General features: G+C 52.7%; 13 protein-coding genes. 7 read left to right on the top strand and 6 right to left on the bottom strand.

All coding sequences use genetic code 11. From position 1 onward, the window contains the following. Positions 1-257: 257 nt before the first annotated feature. Positions 258-749: a YkgJ family cysteine cluster protein gene (locus EG028_RS13375; protein ID WP_120516667.1), complete on the bottom strand. Its 492-nt coding sequence runs from the start codon at positions 747-749 to the stop codon at positions 258-260. Positions 750-921: 172 nt separating this feature from the next. Between EG028_RS13375 and gcvP the strand changes: the two genes are divergently transcribed. After that, the gene (gcvP, locus tag EG028_RS13370; RefSeq protein ID WP_120516668.1) at positions 922-3,804 is read left to right on the top strand and encodes an aminomethyl-transferring glycine dehydrogenase; all 2,883 of its coding nucleotides are present in this window, start codon (positions 922-924) and stop codon (positions 3,802-3,804) included. Between the two features lie 75 nt (positions 3,805-3,879). Here gcvP and EG028_RS13365 read toward each other — a convergent pair whose 3' ends face one another. Continuing rightward, on the bottom strand, positions 3,880-4,926 hold the full coding sequence (locus tag EG028_RS13365) for a Fic family protein (RefSeq protein WP_120516669.1): 1,047 nt from the start codon (positions 4,924-4,926) through the stop codon (positions 3,880-3,882). Between the two features lie 245 nt (positions 4,927-5,171). Here EG028_RS13365 and EG028_RS13360 point away from each other — a divergent pair, with 245 nt between their 5' ends. Beyond that, on the top strand, positions 5,172-7,991 hold the full coding sequence (locus EG028_RS13360; RefSeq protein WP_120516670.1) for an outer membrane beta-barrel protein: 2,820 nt from the start codon (positions 5,172-5,174) through the stop codon (positions 7,989-7,991). A gap of 88 nt (positions 7,992-8,079) precedes the next feature. Here EG028_RS13360 and EG028_RS13355 read toward each other — a convergent pair whose 3' ends face one another. Next, a complete protein-coding gene (locus EG028_RS13355; protein ID WP_120516671.1) occupies positions 8,080-8,589 on the bottom strand; it encodes a DinB family protein in 510 nt (169 codons plus the stop codon). 107 nt (positions 8,590-8,696) lie between these two features. On the opposite strand from EG028_RS13355, the gene EG028_RS13350 reads away from it, so the two are divergent. The 5 genes from EG028_RS13350 to EG028_RS13330 all read left to right on the top strand — a co-directional run bounded on the left by EG028_RS13350 (position 8,697) and on the right by EG028_RS13330 (position 14,777). Further along, on the top strand, positions 8,697-10,577 hold the full coding sequence (locus EG028_RS13350; protein ID WP_120516672.1) for a CocE/NonD family hydrolase: 1,881 nt from the start codon (positions 8,697-8,699) through the stop codon (positions 10,575-10,577). A 32-nt stretch (positions 10,578-10,609) separates the two neighbouring features. Further along, complete coding sequence (locus tag EG028_RS13345) at positions 10,610-11,314, top strand: membrane or secreted protein (protein ID WP_120516673.1); 705 nt, start codon at positions 10,610-10,612, stop codon at positions 11,312-11,314. 35 nt (positions 11,315-11,349) lie between these two features. Further along, the gene (locus EG028_RS13340) at positions 11,350-12,075 is read left to right on the top strand and encodes an FKBP-type peptidyl-prolyl cis-trans isomerase (RefSeq protein ID WP_120516674.1); all 726 of its coding nucleotides are present in this window, start codon (positions 11,350-11,352) and stop codon (positions 12,073-12,075) included. 103 nt (positions 12,076-12,178) lie between these two features. Continuing rightward, the gene (locus tag EG028_RS13335) at positions 12,179-12,730 is read left to right on the top strand and encodes a dihydrofolate reductase family protein (RefSeq protein ID WP_120516675.1); all 552 of its coding nucleotides are present in this window, start codon (positions 12,179-12,181) and stop codon (positions 12,728-12,730) included. Positions 12,731-12,830: 100 nt separating this feature from the next. Continuing rightward, the gene (locus EG028_RS13330) at positions 12,831-14,777 is read left to right on the top strand and encodes an ATP-binding protein (protein ID WP_120516676.1); all 1,947 of its coding nucleotides are present in this window, start codon (positions 12,831-12,833) and stop codon (positions 14,775-14,777) included. A gap of 92 nt (positions 14,778-14,869) precedes the next feature. On the opposite strand, the gene EG028_RS13325 is transcribed toward EG028_RS13330, so the two are convergent. The 3 genes from EG028_RS13325 to aroB are packed head-to-tail and all read right to left on the bottom strand — an operon-like array spanning position 14,870 to position 18,176. Next, the gene (locus tag EG028_RS13325; protein WP_120516677.1) at positions 14,870-15,868 is read right to left on the bottom strand and encodes a chorismate synthase; all 999 of its coding nucleotides are present in this window, start codon (positions 15,866-15,868) and stop codon (positions 14,870-14,872) included. 11 nt (positions 15,869-15,879) lie between these two features. Continuing rightward, complete coding sequence (gene aroA, locus EG028_RS13320) at positions 15,880-17,154, bottom strand: 3-phosphoshikimate 1-carboxyvinyltransferase (protein WP_241559111.1); 1,275 nt, start codon at positions 17,152-17,154, stop codon at positions 15,880-15,882. Beyond that, a complete protein-coding gene (gene aroB / locus EG028_RS13315; protein ID WP_120516679.1) occupies positions 17,151-18,176 on the bottom strand; it encodes a 3-dehydroquinate synthase in 1,026 nt (341 codons plus the stop codon). Before aroB ends, aroA begins: the two co-directional genes overlap by 4 nt. Positions 18,177-18,194 lie beyond the last annotated feature (18 nt).

The raw sequence follows: 18,194 nt of genomic DNA, 5'->3' as shown, positions 1-18,194 counted from the left end.
CATTTTACAAAATGCTGGATGGTATGGCCGGCAAGGCCTAATTCTTTGCCTAAAAGATCAAATCCCAACGGGCTGCTCAGGTAGCGGCGCGCCACGGATATCTTAAAGGCATCTTCGTAAATGGGGGCTTCCCCTGTCGCTTCTTTTTCATATTGGGTAGTTTGAATCTATATATTTTCTACCGCAATCTGTAAAGCTTATTTAGGAGGAGACAGTTCTCAAAGCAGGGTAAAAGCGTTCAAAGCGTAACAGACCACCTACTTTACCAGCACTTTCAGCCTCTCCAGCACATAAAACACCGCCGGGCATATGGTGGAGTTCAGCTGGGTGGTATTGGGGCGTTTGAAGAATTCCCCGCTGTCCGTATAAGGGTAATTGCGGCAGTCACCAGGGCGCACGTCGTAGATGGAACAGTAATTATCGTCCCCCAGGAAAGCGCAGGGGCTGCGTTTCACCACATAATCCCCGTCCTCGTCCAGGCGGAGGTAGGTTTCGATGAACACAGACTCACGGAGGCCCAGGTATTTAGAGACTTTTTTGATATCCGGGGTTTTGAACCGCGGGCTGATGGTTTTGCAGCAACCGGCGCATTGCAGGCAGTCGATCTTCTCAAACGCCTCCTCATGCAGGTCCGGCAGGAGCTTTTCCGCCCCTTTGCCTTTTTTGGTCTGCATCTTTTGCAGGAACTGTTTGTAAGATTTCTGCTGTTCCTTCGACTTTTTCTCCCAATCGGAGAGTAACTCGCTCATACCCCGGTTTTCCGCAAAGCTAACAATATCCGGCCAGATGAAAATCCTATGACAATCACAGGCCTGCAAACGCCGGGAATATCAGTCTACTTTCCCTATGCCGGGGCGGGTTTGGCCAATGCTTAAAAACATCATAGCTTTGCGCATTCTTTTATAAATACCTGCTTACATCATGAATCTTTTGAATACTTTCAAGAATGAGTTCATTGGGCGTCACATCGGGCCCAATGAAGCAGAGACCCGCGCGATGCTCGGCAAGATCGGCATCGGTACGCTGGATGAACTGATAGACAAGACAGTACCTTCCGCTATCCGCATGAAGAAGGACCTGGACATCCCCGAAGCCGTAAGCGAATTCACTTACCTGAGCCAGCTGAAAGACATTTCCCTGAAGAACAAAGTATTCAAAACGTATATCGGGCAGGGTTATTACGACACCATCACGCCCAGCGTGATCCTCCGCAATGTATTCGAGAACCCGGGATGGTATACCCAATACACGCCCTACCAGGCTGAGATCTCCCAGGGCCGCCTCGAAAGCCTGCTGAACTTCCAGACCATGGTGAGCGACCTCACAGACCTCCCCATCGCCAACGCCTCCCTCCTGGACGAAGCCACCGCCGCGGCAGAAGCCATGACCATGTTTTTTAACGCACTCAATAAAGATCACGACCATATCACCCGCGGCAAATTCTTCGTGGATGAAAAGGTGTTCCCGCAGACCAAAGACGTGGTGCTGACCCGCGCCAATCCCCTGCAGATCGAAGTAGTATTCGGCGACTTTGCGAAAGCGGAGATCGACGGTGATTACTTCGGCGCACTGGTGCAATACCCGGCCGCGGACGGTACCGTATCCGACTACCGCCAGTTTATCGAAAAAGTGCACGCCGTGGGCGCTTACGTAGCCATGGCCACGGACCTGCTGGCGCTTACCCTCCTCACCCCTCCCGGTGAACTGGGCGCGGACGCCGCTTTGGGCAGCGCACAACGGTTTGGCGTACCCCTGGGCTTTGGCGGCCCGCACGCCGCGTTCTTTTCCTGCAAAGATGAGTTCAAACGCGCCATCCCCGGCCGTATCATCGGTGTGAGCATAGATGCGCAAAACAGGCGCGCGCTGCGTATGGCGCTGCAAACCCGCGAGCAGCACATCAAACGTGAAAAAGCAACTTCCAATATCTGTACCGCGCAGGCATTGCTGGCAAACATGGCCGCGATGTACGCCGTGTACCATGGTCCCCAGGGTCTGAAGAACATTGCGCTCAAAACCGCACTGCTCACCGCCGCGCTTTCCGCCAAACTGAAAGCAGCCGGCGTAAAACTCAGCAACACCAGCAGCTTCGACACCATCACCGTTGAAACCGCGGATGCTGCCGCCCTGCACACCAAAGCCAATGAAGCCGGCATCAACTTCCGCATTATCAGCAACACGCTGCTGGGCATTTCGCTGGACGAAACCACCCACGTGGAAGATGTGAACGCCGTCCTGGCCGTGTTCAACGCAGGCAGCATCACCGAAGCCGATGTGGAAAAAACACAGAGCGGCATCCCCGCTTCCCTGGAGCGCACTTCCTCTTACCTGCTGCACCCGGTGTTCAACAGCCACCACAGCGAAACCGAGATGATGCGTTACATCAAGATGCTGGAAAACAAAGACCTTTCACTGAACACTTCCATGATCTCCCTCGGCAGCTGCACCATGAAACTGAACGCCGCCACCGAAATGATCCCCCTGAGCTGGAGCCACTGGAGCAAGATCCATCCTTTCGCGCCCCTGGCACAGGTAGGCGGTTACGAACAGATCGTGAAAGAACTGGGTGATTACCTCTGCAAGATCACCGCGTTTGACGCCTGCAGCCTGCAGCCCAACTCAGGCGCACAGGGCGAATACGCCGGCTTGCTCACCATGAAGGCTTACCACGAAAGCCGTGGTGACCATCACCGCAACGTGATCCTGATCCCCATCTCCGCGCACGGCACCAACCCCGCCAGCGCAGTCATGGCAGGTTATAAGGTAGTGATCGTAAAAGCCCTCGAAAACGGCTACATCGACGTAGCGGACCTGAAAGCAAAAGCGGAACAACATAAAGACAACCTCGCCGGTGTGATGATCACCTACCCTTCCACCTACGGTGTATACGAAGAAGGTGTAAAGGACGCCTGCGACATCATACACGCCAACGGCGGCCAGGTATACATGGACGGCGCGAACATGAATGCACAGGTGGGCCTCACCGCTCCCGGCCTCATTGGCGCGGACGTCTGCCACCTGAACCTGCATAAGACCTTCGCCATCCCGCATGGCGGCGGCGGCCCCGGCATGGGGCCCATCTGCGTGGCAAAACACCTTGCACCTTTCCTGCCCGGCCACGTGAACCTCCAGGCCGGCGGCAATGGCAGCAAACAGGCACACGCGGTATCCGCGGCGCCTTATGGCAGCGCCAGCATCCTGCTGATCTCCTACGCATACATCCGTATGCTGGGCAAGTTCGGCGTGCGCAAATCCACAGAATACGCCATCCTGAACGCGAACTACATGAAGGCGCGCCTGGAGAATGCATATGAGATACTTTATACCGGCGTAAGCGGCACCTGCGCCCACGAGTTCATCGTGGACCTGCGCCCTTTCAAAAACACCGCCGGCGTTGAAGCGGAAGATATCGCCAAACGCCTGATGGACTATGGCTTCCACGCTCCTACGATGAGTTTCCCCGTACCGGGCACCATCATGATCGAGCCGACCGAAAGCGAGGACAAAGCCGAACTGGACCGCTTCTGCGACGCGATGCTGGCCATCCGCGAAGAGATCCGCGCAGTGGAAGAAGGCAAGGCGGATAAGGCGAACAATGTGCTGAAACACGCCCCCCATACCCAGGCAGTGATCACCGCCGACGAATGGACGCGCCCTTACAGCCGCCAGCAGGCAGCATTCCCGCTGGAATATGTAAGCCTGAACAAATTCTGGCCTTCCGTAAGCCGCATCAACAACACTTTCGGAGACCGCAACCTCATCTGCACCTGCGAGCCCGCAAGCTCCTATGCAGAAGCGGAAGCATAATCTGGCATTCACTATTGAAAACATAAAAGGACCGTCGTGGAGACGGTCCTTTTTTTATTTATACCTGGATGGCTATTATAACGAATACCAGGAGCCACGCCCCATTCCATGTTGCTGCAAATGTCTTTTGGCAACAAGGTTTTCGAGATGTTTTTTGACCGTATTGCGGTTCGCGTTTGTAAGGACCACCAGTTCACCGATGGTCACCCTGCCTCTGAATTTCGCCAGTTCGAGTATCTGCAGGGATAACGGCGATAATTGCCCCAGCAGGTACATATCCTGGTCAATCCTGGCTTGAAGGCGGTTCTTTTGCTGCTGCAAAGCACGAAGGAAGTAGATGATCCACGGCGTCCATTCAGGCATATCTTTTTTGAGCGAGCTCTGCGTGCGTCTAAGAGCAAGATAATAAGCCTCCTTGCTTTGCTCAATTACAGCTTCCAGAGAACTGTACGGAACATAGGCATAACCCGCCCTCAGTAACAATAAGGTAGTCAATATCCTGCTCAGTCTCCCATTGCCATCCTGGAAAGGATGGATAGCCAGGAATACCACAATAAAAACACTGATCACCAGTAAAGGATGCAATTCTTTATTGCTTAAAAACCTGTTTGCCCAGTTCACCAATGCTTCCATCTGGCGAGGGGTTTCAAACGGGCTGGTGGTTTCAAAGATTACACCCAGATTTCCCCCGTCCGGGTCAAATGCCTGCACGTGGTTGGAGGAAGTTTTATAATTACCCCTGTGCCAATAATCCTTCTCACTATGTCGTAGCAGGTCACGGTGAAGTTGCCTGATGTGGTTTTCGGTAAGCGGAATATCCTCATAACTTTCAAATATGAGGTTCATAACATCAGCATACCCGGCTACCTCCTGCTCATCACGGGATTCAAATTTCTGAACATCCAGGTTGTTGAGCAGCGACTCGATCTCTTTGTCGCTCAACCTGGCTCCTTCGATACGGGTGGAAGACCCTATGCTCTCCACGGTAGCCACCCGTTTCAGGCCCGACAACTGCTCCGGCGCAAGCCTGCCCAAAGCACGCCACGCGCCCTTAAACTCATCTGTTTCCGAGATCAGGGTCAGCATTTCAGCAGTAATACCTATGGTATGTCTATCCATCATGGGAGAAGCGCTTATGGAATGGCTGTAATATGGTGAATATACCCATATCGATACCCAAATATACCCATTTAATATAACTATACCCAATTATACCCATAAATACTGCAACCTCTCATTTAACCTGGGGTGGCATTGTGAAACTTCAGCCGCCCAACCCTTTTTTCCTCCATTCGACCAGTTTTTAACTATAAAACTCGTCTTTCTACGAAACTTTCGTATTTTGATGTCTGAAACAAATACCCTCCATGTTACGTAATGCAATTCTACTCCTCCTTGTATGTATGACCGGCAGCGCCGCCACCGCGCAGCAGCGCACCCAGCTCAGGGGCACTGTGGCGGATTCCGCCAGTAAAGAAATGCTGGAAATGGCCACCGTTTCCGTGCAGGACAGTAAAGACAGCAGCCTCATTACCTACACCCTTACCAACAACAAAGGCGCCTTCCGCCTCGACGGACTGCCCGCCAACAAACCTGTGCGCCTGCTCATCTCCTATACCGGCTACCGTACCTATACGAAGATATTGGGCACAGACCGGCCGGAAGACCTGGGCAACATCACCCTGGCGGCAGCCGCCACCGAGCTGAATACCGTAGTGGTGGAAGGAGACCGCCCGCCGATCGCTATCAGGAAAGATACCATCGAGTTTAATGCGGCTTCCTTCAAGACCCGGCCGAATGCCGTGGTGGAAGACCTCCTCAAAAAACTCCCCGGTGTGGACATAGACGAGAACGGTAATATTAAAGTGAACGGCAAAACCGTTTCCCGCGTGCTGGTGGACGGGAAAGAGTTTTTTGGCAACGACCCCAAGCTGGCCACCAAAAACCTTCCTACCTCCATTGTGGACAAAGTGCAGGTGATGGATACCAAAACCAAACAGGAAGCCAAACTGGGCATTGAAAAAGACGGGGAAGACCGCACCATCAACCTCACGCTCAAAGCCGATAAAAAACAAGGTTATTTCGGCAGGCTTTCCGCCGGGAGCGGTACAGACAGCCGCTTTGAAACCAGCGGGATGCTGAACGCATTTAGCGGCAAACGCCAGATCAGCGTGCTGGGCTCGTCGAACAACCTGAACAAGATCGGGTTCACACAAAATGAAATGATGACCGCGGCCGAAAGAAAAAGCGGCGGCATGTATATGTCCGTTTCCTCAGACGGCAGTTTTAATATGAACGGCATCAGTTTCGGCGCCAGCGGCGAAGGCATCCGCACCGCTTCCATGGCGGGTTATAATTATGCGGATGAATGGGGCAAAAAAGTGGACGTAAGCAACAGCTACTTTTTTAACAATACAGACGCGCGTTTCACTACCCTTACGAACAACCAGTACAACGACGGGCGAAACGTCATCGGAAAACGCAGCGGCTTCGGGCGAAACTACAGCCACGGCCTGAACCTCGCGATGGATATTGAACTGGATTCCATGACCACCCTGAGCCTTACGCCCCGCTTCAGCTATACCCGCCAGACCTCCAATACCAGCAGTACAGACACCACGTATTTAGGCCCCGGCGATCTAGGCAACACCAATCAAAGCAATAACCTGCTTCGCAGCAACCGTGTGAACTTTGAGAATACCCTCACCCTGAACCGTATCCTCAACAAAAACGGCCAGGCCATCGGCTTCACGTTCGGCAACCTGTACAACACACAGGACGGGAATGCCTTTAATAATTCCACCCAGCAGTTCTTCGAAAACAACCTGCTGGATTCCACGCAGGTACTGGACCAGAAAAATATCATGAACAGCCGCAACGAACGTTACGATATCAGCGTTTATTACGGCCAGCCGCTGACCAGGACCTGGAAGATGCACCTGGACTACAAATATTCCTACGGCATCAGCACGTCCAACCGCGATACGTATAATTTCGATGAGGACATGAAAGGATACACGGACCTGGACAGCCTGTATTCCAACCGCTTCCGCACCATCACCACTACGCAGCAGCCTTCCATACGTTTTGTGCACAACAACAGCAATAAAAAACTGACCGCTACCGTGGGCGCGAACTTATTCTTCACCACGCTGGACAACCGCTCGTACATGGACAATACCAGCCTGCGGCAGAACCAGACGAACTTTTCGCCGAACAGCCGCATTGCCTATACGCTCAAAAACAAAGGCCAGCTGTCTTTTAACTACAACGGCTATATGCAGCAGCCCAGCCTGGAACAATTGCAACCCGTCCGCGATAACACGAACCCGCTGAACATCCGCATCGGCAACGCGGACCTGAGACCACAGTTCACCCACAACCTCGGCCTGCAATATTCCAAATTCTCCCCCACCGGGTTCGGCACCTATTCTTCCATCGGTTTTTCTCCAACCGTGAACAGGTTTTCCACTATCACCCGCGTGAACGAAAGAGGCGGGCAAACCGTGCAGACCGTGAACGTGGATGGCGCTTACAGCGCTTATGCCAACATCAACGCCAGCTACAATAAAAAAGCAAAGGACTGGCAGATGCGCGTGAACGGCAGCCTGTATGCGAACTTCGGGCGGCAGGTGAATTTCTCCAACATCAACAACACGAAGGGAGATACCACGGTGCGCAAAAACGTATCGCAGAACCTGATGTTGGCCCCATTCTTCACTATCTCGTATGCCTATAAAGAAATGGTGGATGTGAATATCATGTACAGGCCCGGCTACAACCAGGTAAAAAGCCAGTTGAATGATGTGACTACAAGCAATTTCACGCAGCGTTTACAGCTGGGCGCAACAGTATATCTGCCGCTCAACTTCTTCGTGGAAAACGACATGCAGTACAACTACAATTCGCAGACAGCGCCCGGTTTCAAAAAAGGCGTCGTATTGTACAACGCCGCCCTTGGCTTCGACTTCCTGAAGGAAAAACGCGCGCAGGTGAAACTTTACGCCTATGACCTCCTGCGCCAGAACAGCAACATCCGCAGGAACGTGACCGAGCTGGGCACATTCGACACACAAACCGACCTGGTAGAACAATATTTTATGGTCACCCTCAGCTACAACATCTCCAAATTCGGCAAGGTGAAACAGTCCAGGCGCTTCAACGGCGGCGGCGTGATGATCTATTAAATTTCGTCTGGAAACAAAAAAGCGGAAGACCCTGTAAAGAGTCTTCCGCTTTTTGTTTCCGCGCAACGCCCGCTGATAGTATATTGTTTTAAAGATATCGTTCCTTTACAATCCCCATGTGATGAATGGCGTGGCCGATCAGGATATAACCGAGGCTGAGCACGCTCACCGGTACGCCGCTGGCAATACCGCTGCGTTTCAGCTCCTCTTCGTTCAGCGATTTGAACAGGTGTTCGGACGAAAGACGCACCAGTTGGAACTCTTCCACCATATCGATCCATTCGCGGTGATCCACCCGCGCTTCCACGGCATATTCATTTTCATCGAAAGGAGACAGCGGGGTATAATCTTTACGGGCAAAACGCAGCGCGCGGTAAGCGAATATCCTTTCCGCGTCTATCAGGTGCTGCAGCACCTGCCTGATGGTCCATTTGCCGGTACCGTAGGCATAGTTCAGCTTCTGATGGGGAATGTTCTCGAAGAAGTCAAGCACCTCCGCCGAATGTCGTTTGAATGCATCGTAAATATCATCTTCCTTTACCTTGCTTACGTAGGTTTCGTAGAATGCGCCATAGTCGCCTTGTGATGGTCTGGCCATAGGTTTATAAATTTACCGGAAGTTAGGATAAATCCCGTTTATCGGCTCAATGGCTTATATTTATCTTCTGATTTGTGAAACCCGGTTTACCTGCTTAACCAAAAGACATGCATAAACAAGTACTCGCCCTGATGCTATTGCTGGCAGGCTGTTTCAGCACATACGCCCAACAAGCGGACTGGTTTTCCGCGCATTACACGAAAAAAGAAATAATGATCCCGATGCGGGACGGCGTGAAACTCTTCACCGCTGTGTACCAGCCGAAGAACAATGCGGAGAAACACGCCATCCTGATGAGCCGTACGCCTTATTCCTGCGCGCCATACGGAACGGATTCGTTCCCTTCGCTGAAAGGATACTTCCACAGCTATGCCGATGAAGGATATATCATTGTATTCCAGGACGTACGCGGCCGCTGGATGAGCGAAGGCCAGTTCGTGGACGTGCGGCCCTTTAACCCAAACAAGACCGGCAAAACAACGGACGAAGCCAGCGATACGTACGACACCATCGACTGGCTCGTGAAAAACCTGGAGAACAACAGCGGCAACGTGGGCGTGCTGGGCACGTCCTATCCCGGTTTTTATTCCACCATGGCAGCGCTGAGCGGTCATCCCGCGCTAAAAGCCGTGAGCCCGCAGGCGCCGGTGACGGACTGGTTCATCGGGGACGACTTTCATCACAACGGGGCGTTTATGCTGAACGATGCCTTCGCGTTTTATTCATCCTTTGGAAAGCCGCGCCCTGCCCCTACCACCAAAGCCCCTACAGAATACGTATATCCCACGCAGGACAACTATAAATTTTATCTCGAAGCGGGTTCCCTGCCCGATATCGCCAAACTGATGGGAGACAGTATCGCCTTCTGGAAAGACCTGTACGCGCATCCCAATTACGACGCCTGGTGGAAAGCCCGCAACGTGCGGAACTTCCTCAAACAGGTGAAACCCGCCGTACTCACCGTGGGCGGCACTTTCGACGCGGAGGACTGTTTTGGCGCCTGGGCCACTTACCAGGCTTTTGAAAAACAAAACCCGGGCGCGGACAACCGCATCGTGATGGGCCCCTGGTATCATGGCCAGTGGGGCACGGCAGATGGCACTTACATGGGGCATATAAAGTTCGGCAGCAATACATCCACCTGGTACCAGCAGAATATCGAAGTGCCGTTTTTTAACTATTACCTGAAAGGAAAAGGCCCGGCGCCGGATATCAGCGAAGCGACCATATTTTTCACCGGTGAAAATCAGTGGAAAAAATTCCCCGCCTGGCCTCCGGCCGACATGCAGGCCCGCGCGATCTATCTTCAGCCCAAAGGCGGCCTGTCCTTTTCCGCGCCCGCGGCCGCAAAAGCGTCCAGCAGTTACACCAGCGATCCTTCCAGGCCGGTGCCCTATACGGAGGACGTGCATCATACCCGCACCATCAGCTATATGACGGACGATCAGCGGTTTGCCAGCCGCAGGCCGGACGTACTTGTGTTCCAGACGGACATATTGCAGGAAGACCTGCGGCTGGCTGGCCCCGTGATAGCGGACCTGCTGGTTAGCATCAGCACCACAGATGCGGATTTTGTGGTGAAAGTGATAGATGTGTTCCCGGACGATTTCAGCTACGGCCCTGATACCGCGCAGGTTGCGCACCGCCGTTATACCTCCTCCAGCTATCCCATGGGCGGCTACCAGATGCTGGTGCGCGGGGAGATCATGCGGGGCAAATACCGGAACAGCTTTGAAACGCCCGTTCCTTTTGTGCCCGGCAAGGTCACGCCGGTGAAATTCACCCTGCCCGACGTGGCACATACTTTTCAGAAGGGCCACCGGCTGATGATACAGGTACAAAGCAGCTGGTTCCCGCTGGCTGACCGTAATCCGCAGGTTTTTACGGATATTTACAAAGCGGCAAAAGAGACATTCATCAGATCAGACATCCGGATATATCACGACGCAGCACATCCGTCGAAGATCATGCTGCCGGTCATACCATAAAAATTCCACCACCACGTAAAACATACGCAAACATGAAAACACTTATTTCCGCAGCGCTGTTGCTGCTCACGCAGTACGGCCTTGCGCAGCAAAACCTGAATGGCGCATGGAAACTCTCGCCTGCCAACGGAGAACCGCAAACCGTGAGGATCATCGAAGACAGTTATTTTATGCAGACCCACTTCGACGAAAAGGGCAAACAATTCCTCAGCACCCATGGCGGCAAACTGGAAGCCTCCGGCAGCAGCGGCCTGAAAGAAACCATCGAGTTTCATACGGCTGATAAAGAAAAAGTGGGCACGGTGAGGGACTGTACTTACCAGTTGAACAACAATCAGCTGGTGATCACCTGCAACGGTCAGGCCAGTACCTGGCAGCGCGTGGACGATGGCAAAGCTCCCCTTGCGGGCGCCTGGCGCATCACCGCGAGGGAAAACGGCGGCTCCATGGTACCCATGCGCCCCGGGCCGCGTAAAACGCTGAAGATCCTTTCCGGCACACGTTTCCAGTGGGCGGCCATCAATACCGAAACCAAAGAGTTCTTCGGCACCGGGGGCGGCACCTACACGTTTGAAAACGGGAAATACACGGAGAATATCACCTTCTTTTCCCGGGACAGTACCCGCGTGGGCGCCGCGCTTTCCTTTGACGGGAAAGTAGATGGCAAACAATGGCATCACAGCGGCAAAAGTTCCAAAGGCGACCCGATCAGCGAAATATGGAGCAGGATTGAATAATATACTATATTGCAGCTCAAATTTTACATATCTGTATGACATTCACAAAATGCCTGTTTATCTGCACATTGAGCCTGCTCAGCCTGCAAACTGCCTATAGCCAGAGAAAAAAGAGCAAAACGCCGCCACCGCCCGCCGGGCCGGTGATAGCCACCACCCTCGATTCCGTAAGCTACGCCATCGGCAACGACATGGGACAGATGATGAAAGGCCAGGGCCTTGACTCCCTGAACCTGAAGCTGTTCACCGCCGCGCTGGAAGACGTATTTAAGGGCAATAAACCCCTTATTTCCGCCGAACAGGGCACACCCGTGGTAAGCTCTTACATCCAGAAAATAAAGGCCGAAAAAGCCGCAAAAAATAAAGCCGAAGGGGAAGCATTCCTGGCGGCGAATAAAACCAAGCCGGGTGTGGCCGTATTGCCCAGCGGCCTGCAATTCCAGATCCTGAAAGAAGGCACCGGGCCCAAACCCACCCTCCAGGACAAAGTGAAAGTGCACTACCACGGTATGCTGATAGACGGCACCACCTTCGACAGCAGCGTTGACCGCGGCGAGCCCATCACCCTGCCCATCACCGGCGTGATCGCCGGCTGGACGGAAGCATTACAGCTGATGCCCGTAGGCTCAAAATGGAAACTCTTCATCCCGGCCAGCCTCGCCTATGGCGAACGCCAGGCCGGCGCGAAGATCACGCCGAACAGCACGCTGGTATTCGATGTGGAACTGCTGGAAATCGTACCCAACACGCCCGCGCAATAAAAACATTTAACAACATTATAACAGGGGGCTGTCTGAATAAGACGGCCCTTGTTGTTTTGTAACTGGCAGGGATATTGCGACCCTTTCCCCAAAACCATTTATCATGGGCAAACTAACACTGCATATGAATACAATGCTCGACGGCGTTGCAAGCATTGAAAGATTGGGTAATAATATGGTCATGAATGCGGAGCTCAGCGAGTACCTGGTCCGCAACCTGGAAGGGAAAGACTATATCCTGCTGGGCAGCAAAACGGCTGAGGAGCTGATCCCTTATTGGGCCAAAGTAGCCGCCAACACCGGGGATCCCTACCACGCCCTTGGCAAGCTGATCACCGATACTCCCAAGATCGTTTTCTCCAACCACCTGCGTAACAGCAAATGGGATAACACTACTTTGGAGAATGGTGATATTACCGAGAAGATAAATGCGCTGAAAGTAAAGAACGACCTGCTCGTATACGGTGGTATTTCTTTCGTCAGGTCATTGATCGGCCACGGCCTTGTGGATGAATATATCATACTGGTACAACCCGCGGCCGGCGGAGGCGGGGATAATATCTTCACTGAAATAAAAGACGCCCTGCCCCTGCAGTTCAAAGAATCCAAAGTGTTCCCCGGAGGCCTGGTTTCATTGAACTATACCAACAAATAAGGAAACCTAACATATGACATGTTAATACAAGTTAATACGAAACTTAATTTTAGAGAAAACCCTATATTTAAAGGAAAGAGTCATGTCATAAACCACTCCAATGCCGAACAAATTATCAGAAGGAGAGGATACCTATATTCAAAAAGCATTGCAGATTGCACCTATTGGAGCCTTCCTGGCGGATATGGAAGGGAATTGTTTTTTCGTCAACAAGGAATGGGAAAAGATCTCCGGTCTTTCTTTCAAAGAGTCGCAGGGAAAAGGGTGGTTGAAGATCATCCTCGAGGAAGACATCCCTGAGGTGGCCGCCATTATGCAGAATGCCTTGCTTTCGCCTCCCAGCGAGCCGCTCAGCTATTCCTACCGCGTTGTAAACGCTGACACAGGTTTGCGTTATTTCAAAGCAAACGTCCGCTCCGTAACGGATACACCCGGCTATAAAGATTATTTTCTCGGTTATGTGCAGGACATTACCGCGGAGAAGCTAACCGAAAGCAAACAGCTGGAACTTACCACCCACCTCCAGGCGCTGATCGCATCATTGGAGGACATCGTATTTGAGATCAATGCGAACCAGGTATTCCTGAATGTATGGGTACAGGATGAAAGCACGCTGTTCATGCCGAAGGAAGCCTTTCTCGGCAAAAAGGTAAGTGAGGTAATGGGCCCGCAGGCCGCTCTGTTCAGCCAGATCATAGAAGAAGTGGTCATGCTGGGTGAAGAACGGGAGATCGTCTACAAACACCTGGATGAATCCGTGGACCAATGGTTCAAAACAAGGATCAAACCGGTGATCAGGTCCGCCGACCGTGATAAATACATCATGATCATCAGCGTAAAGGATTTTACCGCGCAGCGAAGGGCGGAGCAGGAACTGATAGCCGCCAAAAACGCGGCGGAAGAGGCCGCCAAAGCCAAGTCCGACTTCCTCTCCATCATGAGCCACGAGATACGCACGCCGCTGAACGGCATCATCGGCATAGCGAACCTGCTCAAACTGAATTACTCCGAAGAGCAGGAAGAATACGTGACCAACCTGATGTTCTCCGCAGATCACCTGCTGCAGCTGCTCAACGACATCCTCGATCTCAACAAGATCGAAAAGGACCAGTTCGAACTGTCTTTTTCCGTTGTGAACCTGCACGAGCTGCTGAGGAATATCCATAACCAGTTCAAGTCCCTGGCCGATGCAAAAGGCCTCACGCTCATCACGGACATTGATGCGGACATCCCGAAAAAAATACTGGCGGACGTAATCCGGCTAAGCCAGATACTGAACAACCTCGTGAGCAATGCTATTCACTACACGGAGACCGGCGAGGTGATCATATCCGCTCATCTTATCAAAAAACAAACGGAGAAAGTGCTCATTCATTTTTCCATAAAAGATACCGGCATCGGCATTCCGGAAAAATACCACGAAGCCGTGTTTGAAAGTTTCCGGCAGGTGGAGCAACCGCCCGTCAGGAAACAATCCGGTACGGGGCTGGGCCTCACGATCACGCAGAAACTGATAGACCTGCACAGCAGCAGGATATTCCTGAAAAGCAAGCCGGGCGAGGGTACGGAGTTTTATTTCGACATCACCTTCGGCCTGCCCACCAAAAAGAACACTCCTCCCAAACGCTCGCAGATATCGGAGCTTTCCGCGTATGAAAAGAAATTCAAAGGCCTCCGCCTGCTGTTCGTGGAAGACAATCCCATCAACGTAATGGTAGCTAAAAGACAGCTGGAATATTTCGGTATACAGCCGGATTGTGCGCTGAATGGCACGGAAGCGGTAGAGCTGCTGAAAGAGAACAGATACGATATCGCATTTGTGGACCTGCATATGCCCGAAATAGACGGCTACGCCCTCTCTGAGATCATCCGCAACGAATACCCCGAAACACATATCGTGATCTTCACGGCGGACATTATGCCCGAGGTCAGGAGGAAGTTTGCCCGTAAAGGGATTTTCGATATCCTGAACAAACCGTTCTTTCCCCGTGAAATGCTCAGTACCCTGCTGAAGATCGCGCAGGTACGGAAGATGGACATCAAATAAAAAAGGGCTGCTCATTGCTGAACAACCCTTTTAATTATTTTCCGCGGTATCCGCGCATTCAATTCTTCCGTTTCAATACTGCATGCAGTTCATTATTGCTGCCACACTCTCGGCACCCGCATTTCCAGCAGCATAAAGTCCGCCAGCACCATGGCCGTAACGGCTTCCAGCACCACCGGCACGCGCAGCGCAATACAGAGATCGTGGCGGCCTTTTACGGAGAAGGTTTCCACCTGGCCGCTGGCAATGTTTAAGGTTTGCTGTTCTTTTGGTGTGCTGGACGTGGGTTTCACCGCTACGCGGAATACCAGCTGGTTCCCGTTGGTGATCCCTCCCACTATTCCGCCCGCGTGATTGGTAGCCGTTTTACCGGTAGCATCCACGATCGGGTCGTTGTGTTCGAGCCCTTTCATTTTAGCCGCCGCAAAACCCGCTCCAAACTCGATGCCTTTGATGGCTGGAATGGCAAAAGCCGCATGGGCCAGCGCTGATTCCACGGAGTCAAAGAAGGGTTCGCCGAGGCCGATAGGCAGGCCGTCCACCGTACATTCCACGATGCCGCCCACGGAATCTTTCGCTTTAATGGCTTCTTCCAGCCCTTCTTCCGCGTCCGCAAAACCGCCCACCTCTTTGATCACCGCATTTATTTTGATGCCCTCTCCGAGGATCTTTTTGGCGATTACGCCTGCCGCTACGAGATTAAGCGTAAGCCTGCCGCTGAAATGACCACCACCCCGGTAGTCTTCAAAACCGCCAAACTTTTTGGCCGCTACAAAATCGGCATGCCCGGGCCTCGGGAATTCGCGTAGCTTGGCATAATCCGCGCTGCGGGTATTGTTATTTTCAAAAAGGATGGTGATCGGCGCACCGGTGGTACGGTCGTTGAAAACGCCGGACTTCAGGAAAGGCAGATCTTCTTCCTTTCGCGGCGTGGTGCCTCTTGCGCCTCCCTTCCGGCGTTCCAGGTCAGGCAAAAAGTCTTCCTGTTTCAAAGGGATACCGGCGGGGGTGCCGTCTATATTCACTCCTACGCTTTCCCCGTGAGATTCACCGAAAACATTCACCCTGAATATTCTGCCAAAGCTGTTCATGTTACTGTTTTTTACACCGTTTGTTCCACCCGTTGCACGGCCACACCCAGCAATTCCAGGTGATCGTAGAACTCGGGATATGATTTGTTGATGGCTTCCGCATTTTCGATGGTAACGGCTCCGCTGGCGTTCAGCGCCGCCACGGCGCAGGCCATGGCAATGCGGTGATCGTTGTGCGAATGCACCGTAGCGCCTTTGATGCCGGTGCCGCCATGTACGTACATGTAGTCGCCGTCCAGGTCGATCTTAATGCCCATTTTGCCAAACTCCTGCTGCAAGGTGATGCCGCGGTCGCTTTCTTTATGGGCCAGGCGGCTTACGCCTTTGATCTTCGTTACACCCCCGCAGTTGGCGGCCAGGGCCACCAGTGGCGGGAACAGGTCCGGGCAGTCCGTGGCATCCAGCTCAAAAGCTTTCAGCCCGTTTTTCTGCACAATGATGGTATACACGCCCGGCAGTATTTCCGCGCCTGCTTTTTCCAGCGCTTCCATGATCACTTTGTCCGACTGGGCGGACTGTGTGTTCAGGTGATGCACCTCCGCTTTTCCGGCTACAGCCGCTGCTACCAGCAGAAAGGCCGCGCCGCTCCAGTCGCCTTCCACGGTGTATTCCACCGCTTTGTACTGCTGGGGAGCATCGAAATGGAACACTTCGAAATTCTCGTTGCGCACCTTTACGCCAAACAGTTCCATCAGCTGCAACGTGAGTGCTATGTAGGGTTTGCTTTTGAGGTCCTTTACGGTGATGGCCGCTTTGTCCGCCACGCTTCCAAAGGCCATCAGCAGGCCGGTGAGGAATTGGGAGGAAAGGCTGCCGTCTATCGTGATGTTCTTCGCCTGCAAAGGCCCTTTGATCTCCAGGGGCAGCTTGCCGTCCTGGCTTTTGATCTCCACGCCCAGCTGCGGTAGTACTTCTTCAAAGAAGTGCATGGGGCGCGTTACGAGGCTGCCATGACCGTTGATGATGATGGGCGTTTCGGCCAGTGCGGCAATGGGCGTGAACATACGGATGCCCAGGCCGGATTCACCGCAATTGATCTCATCGTAAAAAGGTTTTACGCCATTGCTGGTGATGTGTATCTCCTCATCCACCCGTTTTACCATCGCGCCGAGGTTTTCGGCTACTTCGAGGGCGGCAAGACAATCGTTGCTAAGCCCCGGGTTACGGATGATGGTTTTACCTTTGGCCAGCAGCGCCGCCGCCACCGCGCGCTGCATCGCGCTTTTGGATGGGTTGGCGGTAACGGTGCCGCTTACCGGCGCAGGCAGTATGGTTACTTGCATCATAATTCTTGTAAGATTTGTTTCAACTCATCGAGCAGTATCGGCTGTGTTTTAGCCTGGCCGATCTTTTCGAGCAGCACAAAGTGAATGTGATCCTTCTCCCTTTTTTTGTCCAGTTTGAAGATGGAAAATACCGCCTCTTTGTCCGAGGTCATGGTTACCGGCAGGCGGTAATCATTGATCAAACGGATCAACCGGTTGGTTTGTTCGGCCGGCAGCAAATTGTATTTTTCGGAGATCTTAGCAGCTGCTACCATCCCGATGGCCACCGCTTGTCCGTGTGCAATACTCTCCAGCTTTTCAACGGCATGCCCGAGGGTATGACCGAAGTTCAGCCAGCGGCGTACACCGCTTTCAAACTCATCTTCCAGTACAAATTTTGTTTTGATCTCCACGGAACGCTCCACCAGGAATTGCAGGATATCAACATCCTTGGCCATTGCCTTGTCCTTATTGGTTTCCAGGTAATCGAACAGCGGTGCGTCGTAGATGCAGGCATATTTGATGATCTCCGCAAACCCGTTGCACCATTCGCCGTCCGGCATGGTGGCGGGCAGGGAATAATCGAACAGGATGAAGTGCGGCTGGTTGATGGTGCCCAGCATGTTTTTGTGCATACCGTGGCTGACGCCATTTTTCCCGCCGATAGAAGCGTCCACCTGGGCCAGCAGCGTGGAAGGCACAAACCCGAAGGGAATACCGCGCATATAAATACTTGCGGCAAAACCTGTCATGTCCGTGAGCATACCTCCTCCAATGCCTACCAGCATGGTTTTGCGATCCGCCTCCAGTTCAATCAGCCCGTTTATGATCTGATCCATCACGTCCATGTTCTTGTTCTCTTCCCCATCGGGAACCACGAGCTTTTTCCAGCCCGGGAACATATCTCCATAATGCTGATCGACATTTTCGTCCACCAGCAGGATGGTGCGCGATTTGTCTACAATGTTGCCAAGGCTGGCAAGGCTTTCACCGAGATAATACTCGGTGGTGGCGGTTTGAAAACGGTGCGTCTGTTTGATCATATATTGTACTGAAAAATT

This window comes from Chitinophaga barathri (assembly GCF_003807585.1).
GTDB classification, from domain to species: Bacteria; Bacteroidota; Bacteroidia; order Chitinophagales; family Chitinophagaceae; genus Chitinophaga; species Chitinophaga barathri.
Note: the sequence above shows the minus strand (reverse complement) of the source record. Positions and strands in the feature narration are given on the sequence as shown.

Excerpts from the sequence above, each read along its gene's own strand:
- EG028_RS13375 (WP_120516667.1), bottom strand. The coding sequence starts at position 749 with ATGAGCGAGTTACTCTCCGATTGGGAGAAAAAGTCGAAGGAACAGCAG.
- gcvP (WP_120516668.1), top strand. The coding sequence starts at position 922 with ATGAATCTTTTGAATACTTTCAAGAATGAGTTCATTGGGCGTCACATC.
- EG028_RS13365 (WP_120516669.1), bottom strand. The coding sequence starts at position 4,926 with ATGATGGATAGACATACCATAGGTATTACTGCTGAAATGCTGACCCTG.
- EG028_RS13360 (WP_120516670.1), top strand. The coding sequence starts at position 5,172 with ATGTTACGTAATGCAATTCTACTCCTCCTTGTATGTATGACCGGCAGC.
- EG028_RS13355 (WP_120516671.1), bottom strand. The coding sequence starts at position 8,589 with ATGGCCAGACCATCACAAGGCGACTATGGCGCATTCTACGAAACCTAC.
- EG028_RS13350 (WP_120516672.1), top strand. The coding sequence starts at position 8,697 with ATGCATAAACAAGTACTCGCCCTGATGCTATTGCTGGCAGGCTGTTTC.
- EG028_RS13345 (WP_120516673.1), top strand. The coding sequence starts at position 10,610 with ATGAAAACACTTATTTCCGCAGCGCTGTTGCTGCTCACGCAGTACGGC.
- EG028_RS13340 (WP_120516674.1), top strand. The coding sequence starts at position 11,350 with ATGACATTCACAAAATGCCTGTTTATCTGCACATTGAGCCTGCTCAGC.
- EG028_RS13335 (WP_120516675.1), top strand. The coding sequence starts at position 12,179 with ATGGGCAAACTAACACTGCATATGAATACAATGCTCGACGGCGTTGCA.
- EG028_RS13330 (WP_120516676.1), top strand. The coding sequence starts at position 12,831 with ATGCCGAACAAATTATCAGAAGGAGAGGATACCTATATTCAAAAAGCA.
- EG028_RS13325 (WP_120516677.1), bottom strand. The coding sequence starts at position 15,868 with ATGAACAGCTTTGGCAGAATATTCAGGGTGAATGTTTTCGGTGAATCT.
- aroA (WP_241559111.1), bottom strand. The coding sequence starts at position 17,154 with ATGATGCAAGTAACCATACTGCCTGCGCCGGTAAGCGGCACCGTTACC.
- aroB (WP_120516679.1), bottom strand. The coding sequence starts at position 18,176 with ATGATCAAACAGACGCACCGTTTTCAAACCGCCACCACCGAGTATTAT.